The following is a 14,006-nucleotide window of genomic DNA, read 5'->3' as shown; positions in this document are numbered from 1 at the left end:
GGAGTCGGTGTGCGTCCGCTGCATCCGACTGGTCGGGCTCGGAGACGAATACGACGAAGCCACCCGCCGCACCGACTAACCCAAAGAGAAGGAACACCGACATGGCCACCACCCCCACCACCGACCGCCCCACGATCAGCGACGAGCTCGCCATCACGCGGATCGCGGAGATGCTCGGCACCAACCCCGAATGGGACAGCGCCGCCGACTACCTGGAAAGCATCGCCGACATCGTCGCCGCGACCGGACGGCAGCACCCCGGCGACGCCGACCCGGACACCTACAACCCGATCCGGCCAAGCTAACCAGGGCTGGCCGGCCACTGCATGGCGGGGCCGGCCTCCCTGGCCGGCCGCGAGGGATAGGGCCGCCGGCCCTCCCTCGCGCACCCAACCTCGGGCCGTGCGCTCCGCACCCGGCGCCGTCGACAAGACGACGGCAACGGCGCTCGCTCCGCTCGCCTGCTCTGGCCTTCGGCCCAGTTCTTTGCCGTGAAGCCTGCGGCATTCTACGGTCGGCGCCCTCCGCGCAAGAGGCTTTCGCGGCATATCCTCCCTCGCTGCGCTCAGTCCGGTATTCCACGACCTCTTGCGCTCCAGGCGCTCTCCCTGAACGGCACTACGTGCCTTCACGGCAAAAGAACATGAGGAGGAATGACGACATGGACACCAACGCCACCGAGACCATCAACGGTTACGAGGTCCCAATGGACCCGATGGATCTGCTGCAGTGCGACAGCTGCCAGTGATCGACTGCGCGACCAAGCCCATCTAGAGGTGAGAGGAGAGGATCCGTGAACTACCACCGTTACACCCCGGCAGAGATCATCAGCGCCGGCATCGACGACACCCGCGAGACGTTCGCGGACCTCTACCTCGAGCTCGACCGGATCCGCGCCGCTGCAGATTGGCAGTGGCACCGGGCGAACGTCGACGAGAGCGTTGAGCTGCTCGACGGAGAAGAGCGCCTTCCCATCCACCCCGCACCGGCGGAGTTTGGCGGCGGCGAGCTTGCCACGGTTCGCGCGCCGTTCGCGCTTGGCCGTCTCACCAACGCCGGCCTGACTCTCTACACCGTCGGCGTCCGCATCGCGCTGGAAGAGCGGACGCAGCTCGAGCAGAAGATCACCACCGCCCGCGCCGAGCTGGAGGCGCTTCGGTCCGTGCCGGCGCGACAGGAGCGGCAGCGCATGGCGGCCGCCGAGCAGCACGCATGGGATGCCGCCCAGCACCGGAAGAAGCTCGAGGCGGAGCTCGCCAAGCGACAGCAGTCCACCGTGCAGGCCTGGGGCGACGTCCCGGTCCGGATCCCGGGCACCTCCCACGTCGCGGCGCCGCGCGGACCTCAGCCCCGTGAGATGGACACTCGCGCGGACCGAGCCGAGGAGGCGGCGACCCCCAACCAGCTCCGCTACCTCTCGCGACTGGTTGCTCAGCAGCCCGGCCCCTACCGCGCAGCCAACGGTGCGATCGACCTCGCCGCGCTGCGAGCCCTCTCGCGCGCGGCCGCGTCCAAACTGATCCGTACCCTGGCGGCAGCATGAATGCCGGCGGTCCGCAGGACACCTGCCCCAGTTGCGGATACGCGGCCACTTTCCCGTGCATCGTCGACCTGGTCGACGTCGTCACCTTCGCGAAAGCCTGCGCCTTCTGCGGCACCGTCCGCCCGAGCGCAGCGACCGCACCGCAACTCGTCGCGCGCCTCAAGCTCCGAAGGCTCGCCATCCAACGGCGATGACTTCACCACGAAGAAGGGCCCGGGTCGCAACCCGGGCCCTTCTTCGTGGTGACGTTGCTACCGAAGTGCGAGAAGTGGCGGCCATCCCAGCACCTCTCGCACTCCGTTCACCGCGGCGTGGCCGGCGGCCGTCAACCAGACCCCCTGGTCGCCGGTGGTCAGAAGCCCCCGGTCGAAAGCGAGCTCGCTCACACGGGACGGATAGCCAGCAAGCCGGAATGCGCCCCCAACGGTCGGGGTCACCACGAGCGACGTCGTCTCGAGCGCGCCGACGACCAGGTCGGCGCGACTCCAGGAACCGCGGACACCGATCTGCGTCAGCAGGTCCACGAGCAGCGCTTCATCGGTCGTCGTGACCGCGGCCGCGTACGCCGCCACGTTGGAGTCCGGTGAAGCGCCGTCGCCCGTCGCTCGCGCACGAGCATTGGCCGCGATCAGCCGCTCCGCGATCGCGGCCTTCCCGCCACCGATGTTGTCCAGGAAGCCGGTCACGTTCGATGCCTCTGCGCTGGCCGTGGCCATCAAAACGGGTTCTCGTTCGTGACCGCTTCGGCTGCCTGGCCGCTGTCCGCGAGGATCTCGACCAGGTCGCCGACCTCGGTGTGCCGGTTGTCGATCCACCACCCGGCGCGGCCAACGAGTCTGGCCGGCTCCAGGATGGCCGTCGTGTAATCGGCTTCCGTCATCCCGCCGCCGGCAACGAGCTGGTCGTAGGCGTCCCGGAGAAGGTCATGCCGGATCCGCACGGCCCAGTCCGTCTGCTTGGCCGTGCCGGCCAGCGGCGGCAGGCCGTCGCGCTCGGCACGCTCGAGCGCGACCTGCACCTCGTCGCCGCGTTCCTTGTTCCGCTGCCGGGTGCTCGCTCGCTTCTTCTTGGTGATGAAACAGCTTGTGCAGTCCGTCGTGGCCAACCAGCTCGCCCGCCCTTGGCGGTCGCCCGCCGGCAGGCTGCTCAGGTCATGCGTCTGCTTGTGGCCGCACTTGTGCGTCACGTCGTATTCGCTGGCGATCGCCACCGCTCCTCCAATCGTCCGGTCCCCCGCATCGCGATTCGCGTGCGAGCTCTCTCACCTCTAGATGGGCGCGCCCGCGCACTCGACCCCGACCCGTGCGCGCTGCGAGCCGCCGCTGCGGCCCGGCGAGGGGCGACCCCCTCGCGCTCCCCCGACGAAGAACCGTCCGCGACGGAGCACGAACGAGAGCGACGAACCAGAGCAGAAGAACGAAGTGATCAGGAGGGAGACGAGACCAAGAGATGGGAGGGATGACGAAGGCACCGGAGAGGGTGACGGAATCGACGGAAACACATTGATGCACGCAGGCACCAAGGTGATGCGCTACGCTGTTCGCGTGCGCGGCGGAATGGCGAGATGGAAGCGCGGAGTCGCTTCCCTGGGGGTCAAGCAGGCCCTCGACTACGCCCTCGCGGGCACCTGCGACGCCTCCCAGTCCGGCGCGATCGTCGCCGCCGGGTACGCCGACGACGCCGTTCTGCGGCACATCGTCGAGGACGGAATCATCCGCCGCGACGTCCTGGACCGCGACAAACTCGAAGCGTGGATCTCCGGCCGCGACCCCGAGAACGGGGTGCTGCGCGGCAAGGAAGTCGGCGGGGCCAACGCCGACCTTCTCCTGGACGCGACGATCAACTCGTCCAAGTCGTTCTCCCTCGCCGCGATGATCGACGCGGACATCCACCTGGCCTACGAAGACCTCATGGACCGGCTCCGCGACCGCACCATCCTGGCCTGGCAGCGCGAGCTCAACGCCCGCCGCGGCCACGCCGGCGCGATCCGTGAAGACCTCTCCCGCATCGAGGTCGTCGAGCTGAACCACGAACGCTCCCGCGCGCTGGACCCGCACAAGCACCGCCACCTGTGGCTGAACATCAAGGTCCTCGGACAGGACGGCCGCTGGAGCAACGTCGACTCCCGTGTGGCCATGAAGTTCCAGACGGTCATCAACGCCGAAGGTGACCTCGCCGCCCGCACCGACTCGCAGTGGCTGGCCGCCCTCGCGGCCAAGGGCTACACCCTGAACGCGGACGGCGAAATCGAGCAGCTGGCCCACCTGGTGCGTCCGCTGTCTCGCCGGTCAAACCAGATCGAGGCCAACCGGGCGGTCAAGCTGGCCGAATGGCACGCCGCCCACCCCGGCCAGGAGCCCACGGCCAAGGACCTGCAGGCGATCGACCAGTGGGCGTACGCCCATGGCCGGCCGAACAAGCCCGGCCACCTGGACGAAGCGAACTGGGCGGCCACGGTCATGGACGAGCTGACCACTATCGACCCGACCGTCACGGCCACCCGCGACGAAGCACGCCTGACCGGCCGGACAATCGCTGACCTTGACCGGAACATCTTGGCCGCGACCGGCGTCGCCGACGCGGACGCCCGCGCGACCGGTACCGGCGGCCGCTACAGCCTGTTCGATGTCCGCGCCGGCGTCACCCGCGCCGTGGCCGCGTCCGGTGTCATCGCCGACCGGGACGCGCTGCAGGAGCTGATCGAGGACGTGACCGCCCGCGCCGTCGGCGGCCTGTCCGTGAACCTGCTGGCCGCGGATGGTGTCATCCCCCCGCACATCAAGGGGTACATGTCGCAGGCCACCCTCGCCCTGAAGGCCGACGTTGCCCGCCAGTACGCCACCCTGTCCGCCCCCGGTGAGGTGGTCGAGCGCGACCTGGTCGATGCCGCCCAGGACGAGGTGCTCGAGCCTGGCGTCCGCCTCGACACTGCGCAGGCCGATGCCGCGGCCGCGGTCGCCGGGACCGACCAGGTCGTCACCATCACCGGCCCCGCCGGCACCGGCAAGACCACCATGCTGAAGGTCGCCAAGAAGTTGCTCGACGACCAGGGCCGCGGCTGCCTCATCGTCGCCCCGACGAAGAAGGCCGCGAACGTCGCCGGCCGCGAGACCGACACCGTCTCCTCCTCCGTGCACGCCCTCCTCCGTGATCATGGTTGGTTCTGGGGTGAAGACGTTGCCGGGAACACCGTCTGGCAGCACGTCACCCCTGGTCAGCAGTCCGCCCTCAGCGACCGCCCCTACACCGGTCCCAGCCGCTACCCGATCGCGCCCGGTGACCGGATCGTCGTCGACGAAGCAGGAATGCTCGGGCTGCACGAAGCCCGTGCGCTCGCGCTCCTCGCACAGTCCACCGGAGCGCAGATCGCGCTCATCGGTGACCACCTGCAGGTCTCCCCCGTCGGCCACTCCGGCGCCATGTCGATCGCCCGCACCTTCGCCACCGCCCGCGTGGAGCTGGAGACCGTCCAACGGTTCCGCCTGCTCGACGAGAACGGCAACCCCGTCCTGGACGAGAACGGCAACCCGGTCCGCGACGACGCTTACGCCGAGCTGACCAAGAAGCTCCGCGAACCGGCCAACGACGAGGAAGCCCGCGCTGTGGCCGCAGAACTGATCCGCCGCGGCCACGTCGTGACCGTGACCGACCAGCAGGCCGTGCTCAGCTACATGGTTGAGCGTCACCGCGAACTCACCCAGTCGGGCAAGACCGTCTCCATGGTCGTGTCCACCAACGACGAAGCCCAGGCGATCAACGAAGCCATCCAGGCTGGCCGCCTGCAGCGAGGCGAACTCGACCGCGGCCGCGTCACCTTCGCCCGGAACGGCCAGGCCGTCTACGTCGGCGAGACCGTGCAGACCCGCCGCAACGACGCCGAGACCGGCGTCAACAACCGCGATCTCTGGACCGTGGACGCGATCAACGTCGACGGCAGTGTCCGCCTCGCCTCGCTCGCCACCAACGGTGTCACCCGCACCGTCCAGGCCGACTACTTCGCCGACCACGCACACCTCGCCTACGCCTCTACCGTCCACGGTGAGCAGGGCGAAACCAACTGGGCCTCGATCACCGGCCCCGGCGTCGACGCCGCCGGCCTCTACGTCGGCGTCACCCGCGGCAAGTACGAGAACACCTACGTTTCCACCGCCGCGAATGAGGACAAGGTCATCGACGAACTCGTCGAGACGATGCGCCGCGGCCGCGCCGAACTCACCATCGACGACTCCCGCATCGCCGCCCGCACCGAACTGCACCGGGCAGCCCGGCCCGCCGCGCCGATCGCCAAGCCCATCCCCGCATGGAACAGCACCGAGCGCCCCGTCGGCCACCTGGTCGACCTCGAGCAGAAGGCAGTCGCTCTCGACGCCTCCCTGCAGGACAACCGTGCCCGCACCGGCTGGCTGCAGGACTCGATCACCGTTGCCGAACAGCGCATCCAGAAGCTCAGCGCTCAGGATGCTGCCACCCACGGCAAGACCGTCGACGCGGAAGTCGCCGAGAAGCTGCACGTCCTCCGCGACCGCGTGAAGAAGGCACACGAGGAACTGCATGACCTCGCGGCCGCACGACGGACCGCCGAACGCTCCCTCGAACTCATGCAGCAGGAGAAGGCGCTCCGCGACCGGCTCAGCGTCGACGAGCTCGCTGCCGAGAACCAGGAGCGCGCCCAAGCCGGATCGGCTGCGCCGACACGTCCGGTCGGCCCGGCGAACCCTGCAGCGACTGGACCAGTCGCCCGTCCGGCCGCGCGCCGCGCTGGCCCGCGCGCTCGGTAGATCGCAAGCCCTGTCGCTGACCCCTTAGAACGCATGATGCCCCGGAGCCGATTGGCTCCGGGGCATCATGCGTGAGGGTCAGCGACGACTCATCCGGCGAAAGAGGGACGTGCGCTGCTGCTGTTGCTGCTGAACTGCCGGTGACATCCGCGACGCGTCAGCTTCCGGGGTCCGCAGCGCCGCAGCTACGCGCTCTGAACGAGCGGCGTTGTCCTGCCGGGCAGGATCTGCCGATGGAGTGGGGGTTCCATATCGAGCCTGACGTTCGGCCACCTCACGCCGCGATACCACCGGCTCGGGATCCTGGAGGTCGCGCGTCAGGTAGCGGGCTTGGGGAGAGCCGGGAATCACCGAGACGCCGGCCTCACGCAACTGCTGCAGCCGAGAATGCCGCTCCGTCTCGACGTAGTCTCGTCGTGCCAGCCAGACCGAATCCCAGCGGCGGTTCTCGTTCTCGAACGTGATAGCCCCACCAGGGCGCGTGTCATGGGCGAGCGCAATCGACCGCGCCAAGGCGCTTTCGTCCACGCCGCGAGGATTCCCCAAGCTGACGAAGCCGAACTCCGCGCCGGGAGTATCCACCACCGCGTCCCACTGGACGTCGGGGATCGCGCGAGCCTCCGCGCTGTCGACGTCGCGCGCACGATCGACATACCCTTGCCACTCGGCCGTGCTGATGGTGGGCATCCCGGTCTCGGCGGCGAGCTCGGCGATCCGGACCTGCATTGCCGTCTCTCGTTCCTCCTGCGTCAGCCGCGCTTCGACGACTGCTTGGGCAATGGACGTCGTCCACATGCTGCGCGGACGATCTGAGAGCTCGAGGTCCTGCGCCGCCTCTCCGATCAGCTCGTCCGCGACGTCGCCCAAGGCCTCCCATTCAGCGTCCCCGATCGGCTCGACGCCGGTCGAGAGGTTCTGACGCAGCGCTTCGCGCTCGGTCGGGACGTCGGTGTAGCGGTCGATAGCCGCGAGCGTGAACCGCTCCACGTACCGCAGGAAGACATCCGCATCCACGGTAGGACGGTCGAAGGGTTCATCGGTCATCTCGGCTGGTTCCTTTCATCGGGCTTCGGGTGGGCATGGCTCTTTCGAATCCAGTCGGACCAGTCGGACGGGAGCGGCAGGTCGCGGATGCGGTCCTCGACGTGATCTTCACCGCAGCTGCCCTGCAGTGTACGGAGTCGATTTCGCGCGAGGTCTAAGCGCTCGTGAAAACCGATCGGGCCGTAGCCGCTGTCGGACTCGTCGAACGAGGCTTGCCAGCACGCGTGCAGTGCGGAAAGCTCCTCGACGACCCCTCCGTGGCGGTACCAGCAGTTGCGAATCACGTCGTCGGGCAGCGGGTAGCGGCGGTAGAGCCAGCCGACCCAGTCGGCCAGCTTCTCCCATGCCTCTGCCGCCTCCCGGTTGGTGAGAGTGCGCCAGTTGACGACGAGCACCGTCGAGGGGAGGTCCTCATCGGCGGGCGCCGCTGGCGACGCGGCGGGCGTGCGCAGCGGGATCTCGGAGGCGACAGGAAGCGCTCCGAACTCGTCCGCGCTCATGCGGCCATCACCGCCCGGATGATTCGGCGACGGAGCTTGGCGATGGCCTGCATGCTGGCGTCCCTGCGGTTGCGCATCTTTCCGAGCACCTTGTCGCTGTCCAGCAGCTGGTGCAGCATCCGGTGATGGTCCGGATGGACGGCCAGGAGGTCGGCGTGCTCCTCTCCGGCACGCCACCCGCCGCCGGGCACTTCTGCGACCCCTTGGTAGTCGAGGTGGTGCAGCTCAAGTGTGCTGGACGTGCCGCGGCCGAGGCAGACCGCGCAGCGCACGACACCGTAGGTCTCTGCTTCCTCCCGAAACCACCGCGCGCGGCGACGGAACCACTCGATTGAGGTCAGGTAGCCGCTGCGGTACCGGTTGCCGCGCGCGGGGCGTCGCCGGTTAGACATCGGTCGTCCGTCGCGCGTACTGACGCTGGAACTCGCTCAGCTGCTCCAGCTCCGTCGAGCGGCGGTCGGCGTGGATCTGCGAAGCGTCCGAACGCTTGGTCCACCCCTTGGCGTCCAGCAGAACGGGACGGATGTTCTTGTAGGCGAGGACCGCCATCCCTGTTGGGAGGCGGCGCAGCTCGTCAACGCTGAGGACCGGGGCCGTGGCCCGCTGCTCGGAGTGCGTGGTCGACTCTTCCGACCAGGAGCGACCCCTGTGCAGCACTTTGCGCTCCCCGAGCATGTTCGAGATGTCCTGCATGTGCCGGACGTCGGTCGAGCCGCCGAGCAGCACCTTCACGATGGCGGAGTTCCAGATGGTTTGCGCCTCCGACTCCGACCACACCGTTGCGGCCTGAGACATTGACTGGAACACGACCTGCGTGAAGATGCCGATGCCGCCACCGTCGCTGAGGACGGTGGGCAGCGCGGGCCAGACAAACATGTTGGCGAGCTCGTCGAGGATGAGGCCGAGCGGCGGGTCGAGGCGGCCGCCCTGCGACGCCAGAGCCTTCCGGCGCGCCTGTTCCACGATGTCGTCCAGGATCGCGGCGAGGTATCCACCGGTCGCTCCGGCGCCAGAGCCGGTGCCGATCAGGTAGAGCGTGTTGTGTCCCTCGAGAAACTCGCGCGGGTCCAGCACCGCATCTCCTTCGGGGCTGAGCGCGTCGTAGATCCCGGGGATCAGTAGCGGCTTGCCAGCCTCCCGAACGCCGATCCAGGAGTTCGCCAGCAGCTCGGGGTCACCTTTGACCGTGCTCTCGAGCATCTGCGACCAGCCCGGTGCGCCCTGGTCCTTCAAGATGGCGATCGCCGGGTCGCACAGTGCCGGGTTCTGCGTCCAACGGCGCAGAGCAGCGGTGCCTTCTCCGGAGAGCGCGGCCGCCTGCAGCAGCGCGGCGAGAAGGCCTGCGGAGATGCCGGCCCATTCCTGGTTCGTGGCCGACTGGCCGAGTGCGCTTCCGGCGATCATCGCCCGGCCACGCATCTCGGCGATCAGTGGATCCTCGCAGCCGGTGTGGAGCGCGGGGCGCTTCCGGGACTTGATGCCCGACAGCCCCTGCGGGTCGACGACGGTGACCTCGCCCATTCGCTTGCGCGCTTCATACGTTGCGGAGAGGTTGTCGTTGCGGGTTGAGGTCGTGATGAGTGGGCCGTCCCAGTCCAGGATCGAGGAGATCACGAAGCGGAATCCCTTGCCGCCGCGCGGGGCGGCCGACAGGACCATCGAGTCTTCGACGCTGACCATCACGTCCATCCCGCGTGCGCGTCCGAGGCGGACGCCGAGTTGGTCGGGAGTCGGCTTCTTCAGGGCGGGGCGCAGCTGCCGCGCCCGGCGCAGCAGCGATCGGGCAGAGACGTTCTTCCGGATTTCGCCGGCGCGGGCGAAGCCGTCGCGGAAGAGCAGCTGCAGTCGGAAGTACCAGTCGGAGTCGCGAACGCGTAGCCACCCCATCGACAGGCCGAAGACCAGGAGACCAATCATCACGGCGGCGATCAGGTACGTCATGTAGATGCCGCTGGCGTCAGGGACGCAGCCAGCCGGTGCGAGGCCGAACGCGTTGGTGTTGGCGCTCAGGAGGAACCCGAAGCCGCTGAAGGGGTGCTCGCCGGTGGGTGTTGCACCGCACTGGACGAGGAACGCGATGTTGGCGACACCGGTGAGGATCGCGGCGGCCGCGCAGAGCCCCAGCAGGATGAATACAAGTGTGGGGGCGAACTGTTTCATCCGCGCTGACCTGCTTTCGCGTCGGTGGTGAAGTGGGGCATCTCGTTCGGGTGGATGACGTTGCGGACCTTCGCTTCGGCGTTCTGTCCGATCTGCCAGAAGCCTTCGCCGATGCGGAGGCCGCCGACCATCTCTGTTTGCGTCTGGTTCCAGCCGAGCACCTTGGCGCTGCGCTCGAGCTCTCCGACGTGCTGTGCGTAGCTCACGCGGATTTCGCAGTCGGCTAACAGCCCGAGCGCGCGGGAATGCATGGCTGAGCCGGCGTCGCCGAGCGAGTCGAAGTCCGCGATGCGGTGGATGAGGTACCAGTTGGACTTGCCGTGGTGTCGGGCGACCTTCTCGTCGGCGACCCGCTCGGTGAGTGAGCTGCCGGATGCGACCTCGCCGAGAAGCGCGGCAGCGGCCTCTTCGTGAATCACGATTCGCGTTTGGTCTCGTCCGACCGGGGTTCCGCGGTCGATCCAGTTCGTCGTTGCCATCCGAATGAGAGCGCGGGTCGTGTCGGAGGCCGAGGAGACGGCCGAGTCGTCGACGACGACCATCGGTGTCTGCGCGTCGAAGCGGACTGTGGTGGGGCGGTCCAGTTGCCCGCTGACGTCCCCTTCGACCAGGCGGCGGAGCGTGTGACCGAGGCGCACTCCCGCATCCCCGACCTTCGCGGCGTACGCGGGGTCGGGGTTCGTGACCTCGTCGTACAGCATGGGAAGGATCAGCTCGGAGTTGCGGCGCTGCGCGTACTCCACCGCGAGGTCGAGGGCCGTGTGCTCCTCGTCGGCCAGAATGGTGGTGCCGCGCAGGAGGGCGATCGCGGCGCGGAGGACTCGGCGACGGTACTGCAGGACGTCGAAGTTCCAGTCGTCGTCGCTGATGCCCTGCGGCCGCAGGCCCGGATCGAGCAAGTTGATCCGAGCCGCGTGGCCGGGTCCGAGGCGCAGTGTGACTCCCCCGACGTAGTCGGCAACACGGCCCCACTCGCCGTTGGGGTCGTGGGGAACAGCCACCTTCCGGCCCAACCGAATCGATCGGGAAGCCCACGACTTGCCGAGCATCGACTTTCCTGTGCCCTTGACGCCGATGATGCAGGTGGACTGAGAACGGATTTTGCCGGCCGCGTAGGCGTCCCAGCTGTCGAAGGAGAACGGGCCGAGCGAGAGCAGGTCGTCTCCGATGTACGGTCCGGTGAATGGCTCACCGGTCGCGGCGAGGGTCAGGTACGCGCCGCCTACCTGGTCCGAGCTGCCGCGGTGTGCGGGCGGGTTGGCCAGTCGGGGACCGCGGAGGTTGTTCGGGCGGCGGTGACCGCTTGCGGGCATCTTGCTGGCCGGCCAGTCGGTGACCAGTTCCAAGGGTGTGGCCGTGCTCTTGCGCAATTCGCGAGCGAGCCGCTTGCGCTCCTTCTCCGCCTCGCGACGCGACCCGGAGGGCACGAATCCGGCGGTGTGCGTGCTGACCATGTGTTCAGGCCTTTCCGTTGACGGGCAGAACCGCGGTGCTGAATGCGGCCGCCTGCTGAAAGAACATGGGGGTGAGGCGGAGTCCGCTGCTGCGCCCGGTCTGCTCCAGGGAGGTGCGGGCGCGGTTCAGCTCCTCGCGTGAGGTCGCCGAGATGGTGACGAAGCCACGGAACTCGACGTCGGCGAAGCCGTCGGCGAGGCGCTCCTCGCGCTCCTCGACCTCCTGCATCTCGCGGTCCTTCTCGGCGCTACGCGGCATCCCGCGACGCTCGCGCAGGATGTTTGCCATCTCCAGTCCGGTCTTGTGGCGTGCGATCCGCTGCAGCGCCTTCTCCGTCTCGACAGGTCGGATCTGAAGCGTCAATGTGCGGGTGGTGTCGGTGGCGTAGAGCAGCCGCTCCATGAAGCCCGTGTTGCGCTCCGTTCTGGGCCACTCGGCTATCCACAGCACCTGGTGGACGCTTCCGTCGATCTCGATGCGATCGCGGTGTTCGTGGATGCCCATCACCGGCGGGTGCAGCACGCCGATCCGCTGGTCGGGGGACGTTGCCCGCATCCGACCCGTGAATGAGATGGGGTCGAAGGCGCGCGCGGTCGCGGCCTCCAGTTGCTGCGCCGGCAGCCAGCCCTGCATCTGCAGGCCGGATCGCTTGGCACTCTCCTCGATCGAGGGCAGGAGCTGGTCGAAGTACACGCCGAGTCCCCATAGGCCGCCACCGTTCGCGCGGACGGTGGAGCGCAGGGCCTGCAGGTTGAAGGTGAGCGTGACCTGGTTGGAGAACCCCATCGACCGGCGCGCGCCGTCCTTGATGACGTTCCAGTAGTTCTTCCGCAACTCGTCGCTGATGGGGTGCGAGTCTCCCATCGCGGCCTCGCGCGTCACGACGTACTCGGCCATCTCGGTCGCCGGCTGAGCGTCGACCCGGACCCGGATAGTCATCTCGACCAAGCCGATGATGGTCTCCAGGCTGCTCAGCCACGACACGAACCCGTCGTAGGAAGCCTTCTGCTGCGAGCGGTCTTCCATCGCCCAGGCGCTGCTGACGAGGTCGACCGTGATCGCCGCGGTCCGAGCCTTTTCGTCGATCGTGAAGGCTCCGGCGTTATCGGTCTGGTAGGTCACGACGCCGGCGTTGGCCCCCGGCAGATCGAAGTGCCCTTCCCGAGTGGGAGCGGTGCGCCCTGCGGGCACGCGTCCTTTCTTCATGGTGACGTGATCGTCCTTTCTCCAGATGTCCCGGATGAACTTGTGCTGCCCGCCGGCTACACGCACGTAGTACGCGGCGACCTGGAAGGTGATGAGTGCGAAGGATTGCCGGTGGTAGCTGCCCACCGCAAAGACGACGATGAGGACCACGGGCCAGAATCCGTAGCCCCAGAACGACGTCGTGTCGATCAGCATCCAGAGCATTCCGCTGCCGAGGGTCACCGAGGCGATTAGGATCTGAACCGCGGTCAGTCCGAGTAGGACGCCGTTCCGTTCGCGGCGCCCCATGCGGACGCGCGGGGCGCCCTCTTCGAGTTCGACCGTGCTCATTTGACGCCCTTCGGAAGCCAGCCCCCACCGGTGATCGTGCGGACCTTGTAGATGACGTTGGTCGTCGAAGGCCGGTTCTGAATCGCCGTACCGACCTCGTTCCCTGCGAAGGAGACGAGCTTGACGGCCCAGGCCGGCGCAAACGCGGCCGCGAACACAGCGCCGATCGCGACGATCACCGGGCCCATGTCGGTCCCATTGCCCAAGAGTCGAGCTGCCAGCAGCAGCACTCCTGCGGCCAGCGGTTCGGCAAGAATCAGCCCCACCGCCAAGTTGACCCAGCGGACGGCCCAGACGGCGAGCTTGGGCTGCCCGATCATCATGGTCCCCACGGGCGCCATGGCCGCCAGCGCGAGGAGACCGAAGGCGCGCAGGGCCATGGAGATGTAGAGGAACACGGCGGCGATGCTCATCACGAGCAGCAGAAGCAGACAGATCAGCAGCGGGCCGATGACCTGTGCCCCATTGAGGCCGCCGGTCAGCTTCATCAGGGCTCCGTCCATGTTGATCGAGCCCTTGTCGCTGACCACCCGGAACCCGAACATCCGCATGATTGCGGCGGAGAGCCCCTCTCCCTGCAGCGCGTTCGTGATCGCATCGGTGACCGAATTGCCGACGGCGGACACCTGCTTCATAAACCACACCAGCAGGACGCTGGCAGGGACTGCGAAGGCGAGGCCCGCGGCGATCTGTGCCATGCGCTTGAGGTCGCCGAGGACCATGGCGGGCAGCAGCTGGAACACGGCCACACAGGTGAGGACCAGTCCCATCACGGCGATCCAGAACCAGAACTGCTGATCCGCGATGGTCCAGCTGTTCTCGCCGAGGCGCGATCCCTTGAACGCGTTGACCAGCATGTCCGTCATGAAGTTGCCGAGCCCGTTGAGCGTCGAGGTCAGCATGCGGGCGACAGTCTCCTGCGAGATGCAGGGGATGTCAGTAGGGAAACAGCCGAAGTTGGGCTCAGGGAACCCTTCGAGTCGCAGCATG

General features: G+C 67.9%; 13 protein-coding genes. 4 read left to right on the top strand and 9 right to left on the bottom strand.

The window, feature by feature from the left end:
* Window positions 1-101: 101 nt before the first annotated feature.
* The 3 genes from Q0Q23_RS09910 to Q0Q23_RS09900 all read left to right on the top strand — a co-directional run bounded on the left by Q0Q23_RS09910 (window position 102) and on the right by Q0Q23_RS09900 (window position 1,543).
* Window positions 102-305 (top strand): hypothetical protein, encoded by a 204-nt coding sequence (locus Q0Q23_RS09910; RefSeq protein WP_295122592.1) that lies wholly within the window; start codon window positions 102-104, stop codon window positions 303-305.
* 338 nt (window positions 306-643) lie between these two features.
* Window positions 644-748: a ribonucleotide-diphosphate reductase subunit beta gene (locus Q0Q23_RS09905; RefSeq protein ID WP_295122590.1), complete on the top strand. Its 105-nt coding sequence runs from the start codon at window positions 644-646 to the stop codon at window positions 746-748.
* A 45-nt stretch (window positions 749-793) separates the two neighbouring features.
* A complete protein-coding gene (locus Q0Q23_RS09900; RefSeq protein ID WP_295122588.1) occupies window positions 794-1,543 on the top strand; it encodes a hypothetical protein in 750 nt (249 codons plus the stop codon).
* Window positions 1,544-1,794: 251 nt separating this feature from the next.
* Here Q0Q23_RS09900 and Q0Q23_RS09895 read toward each other — a convergent pair whose 3' ends face one another.
* Complete coding sequence (locus tag Q0Q23_RS09895; RefSeq protein ID WP_295122586.1) at window positions 1,795-2,259, bottom strand: hypothetical protein; 465 nt, start codon at window positions 2,257-2,259, stop codon at window positions 1,795-1,797.
* Entirely contained in the window at window positions 2,259-2,753 is a 495-nt protein-coding gene (locus Q0Q23_RS09890; protein ID WP_295122585.1) for a hypothetical protein, read from the bottom strand. The genes Q0Q23_RS09895 and Q0Q23_RS09890 overlap by 1 nt, the downstream gene beginning before the upstream one ends.
* Window positions 2,754-3,099: 346 nt before the next feature.
* Between Q0Q23_RS09890 and Q0Q23_RS09885 the strand changes: the two genes are divergently transcribed.
* The gene (locus Q0Q23_RS09885; RefSeq protein ID WP_295122583.1) at window positions 3,100-6,321 is read left to right on the top strand and encodes an AAA family ATPase; all 3,222 of its coding nucleotides are present in this window, start codon (window positions 3,100-3,102) and stop codon (window positions 6,319-6,321) included.
* 78 nt (window positions 6,322-6,399) lie between these two features.
* On the opposite strand, the gene Q0Q23_RS09880 is transcribed toward Q0Q23_RS09885, so the two are convergent.
* The 7 genes from Q0Q23_RS09880 to Q0Q23_RS09850 are packed head-to-tail and all read right to left on the bottom strand — an operon-like array spanning window position 6,400 to window position 13,918.
* Window positions 6,400-7,365 (bottom strand): hypothetical protein, encoded by a 966-nt coding sequence (locus Q0Q23_RS09880; protein WP_295122581.1) that lies wholly within the window; start codon window positions 7,363-7,365, stop codon window positions 6,400-6,402.
* Window positions 7,362-7,865 carry a hypothetical protein gene (locus Q0Q23_RS09875; RefSeq protein ID WP_295122579.1) on the bottom strand — a complete coding sequence of 168 codons (504 nt, stop codon included), beginning with the start codon at window positions 7,863-7,865 and terminating at the stop codon, window positions 7,362-7,364. Before Q0Q23_RS09875 ends, Q0Q23_RS09880 begins: the two co-directional genes overlap by 4 nt.
* Entirely contained in the window at window positions 7,862-8,257 is a 396-nt protein-coding gene (locus Q0Q23_RS09870) for a hypothetical protein (protein WP_295122577.1), read from the bottom strand. The genes Q0Q23_RS09875 and Q0Q23_RS09870 overlap by 4 nt, the downstream gene beginning before the upstream one ends.
* Complete coding sequence (locus Q0Q23_RS09865; RefSeq protein WP_295122575.1) at window positions 8,250-10,025, bottom strand: type IV secretory system conjugative DNA transfer family protein; 1,776 nt, start codon at window positions 10,023-10,025, stop codon at window positions 8,250-8,252. The genes Q0Q23_RS09870 and Q0Q23_RS09865 overlap by 8 nt, the downstream gene beginning before the upstream one ends.
* Window positions 10,022-11,479, bottom strand: coding sequence for a hypothetical protein (locus Q0Q23_RS09860; RefSeq protein WP_295122572.1), 1,458 nt, complete (start codon window positions 11,477-11,479; stop codon window positions 10,022-10,024). The genes Q0Q23_RS09865 and Q0Q23_RS09860 overlap by 4 nt, the downstream gene beginning before the upstream one ends.
* Before the next feature lie 4 nt (window positions 11,480-11,483).
* On the bottom strand, window positions 11,484-13,016 hold the full coding sequence (locus Q0Q23_RS09855) for an SCO6880 family protein (protein WP_295122570.1): 1,533 nt from the start codon (window positions 13,014-13,016) through the stop codon (window positions 11,484-11,486).
* Complete coding sequence (locus tag Q0Q23_RS09850; RefSeq protein WP_295122568.1) at window positions 13,013-13,918, bottom strand: hypothetical protein; 906 nt, start codon at window positions 13,916-13,918, stop codon at window positions 13,013-13,015. Before Q0Q23_RS09850 ends, Q0Q23_RS09855 begins: the two co-directional genes overlap by 4 nt.
* Between the last annotated feature and the right edge of the window lie 88 nt (window positions 13,919-14,006).

The sequence above is a fragment of the uncultured Leifsonia sp. genome (assembly GCF_945957465.1).
GTDB lineage: Bacteria > Actinomycetota > Actinomycetes > Actinomycetales > Microbacteriaceae > Leifsonia.
The sequence above is the reverse complement of the archived record's forward strand: the minus strand, read 5'-3'. Positions and strand labels throughout refer to the sequence as shown.

Coding starts and splice junctions, on each gene's coding strand:
- Q0Q23_RS09910 (WP_295122592.1), top strand. CDS start 102: ATGGCCACCACCCCCACCACCGACCGCCCCACGATCAGCGACGAGCTC.
- Q0Q23_RS09905 (WP_295122590.1), top strand. CDS start 644: ATGAGGAGGAATGACGACATGGACACCAACGCCACCGAGACCATCAAC.
- Q0Q23_RS09895 (WP_295122586.1), bottom strand. CDS start 2,259: ATGGCCACGGCCAGCGCAGAGGCATCGAACGTGACCGGCTTCCTGGAC.
- Q0Q23_RS09885 (WP_295122583.1), top strand. CDS start 3,100: ATGGCGAGATGGAAGCGCGGAGTCGCTTCCCTGGGGGTCAAGCAGGCC.
- Q0Q23_RS09880 (WP_295122581.1), bottom strand. CDS start 7,365: ATGACCGATGAACCCTTCGACCGTCCTACCGTGGATGCGGATGTCTTC.
- Q0Q23_RS09875 (WP_295122579.1), bottom strand. CDS start 7,865: ATGAGCGCGGACGAGTTCGGAGCGCTTCCTGTCGCCTCCGAGATCCCG.
- Q0Q23_RS09870 (WP_295122577.1), bottom strand. CDS start 8,257: ATGTCTAACCGGCGACGCCCCGCGCGCGGCAACCGGTACCGCAGCGGC.
- Q0Q23_RS09865 (WP_295122575.1), bottom strand. CDS start 10,025: ATGAAACAGTTCGCCCCCACACTTGTATTCATCCTGCTGGGGCTCTGC.
- Q0Q23_RS09860 (WP_295122572.1), bottom strand. CDS start 11,479: ATGGTCAGCACGCACACCGCCGGATTCGTGCCCTCCGGGTCGCGTCGC.
- Q0Q23_RS09855 (WP_295122570.1), bottom strand. CDS start 13,016: ATGAGCACGGTCGAACTCGAAGAGGGCGCCCCGCGCGTCCGCATGGGG.
- Q0Q23_RS09850 (WP_295122568.1), bottom strand. CDS start 13,918: ATGCTGACCTCGACGCTCAACGGGCTCGGCAACTTCATGACGGACATG.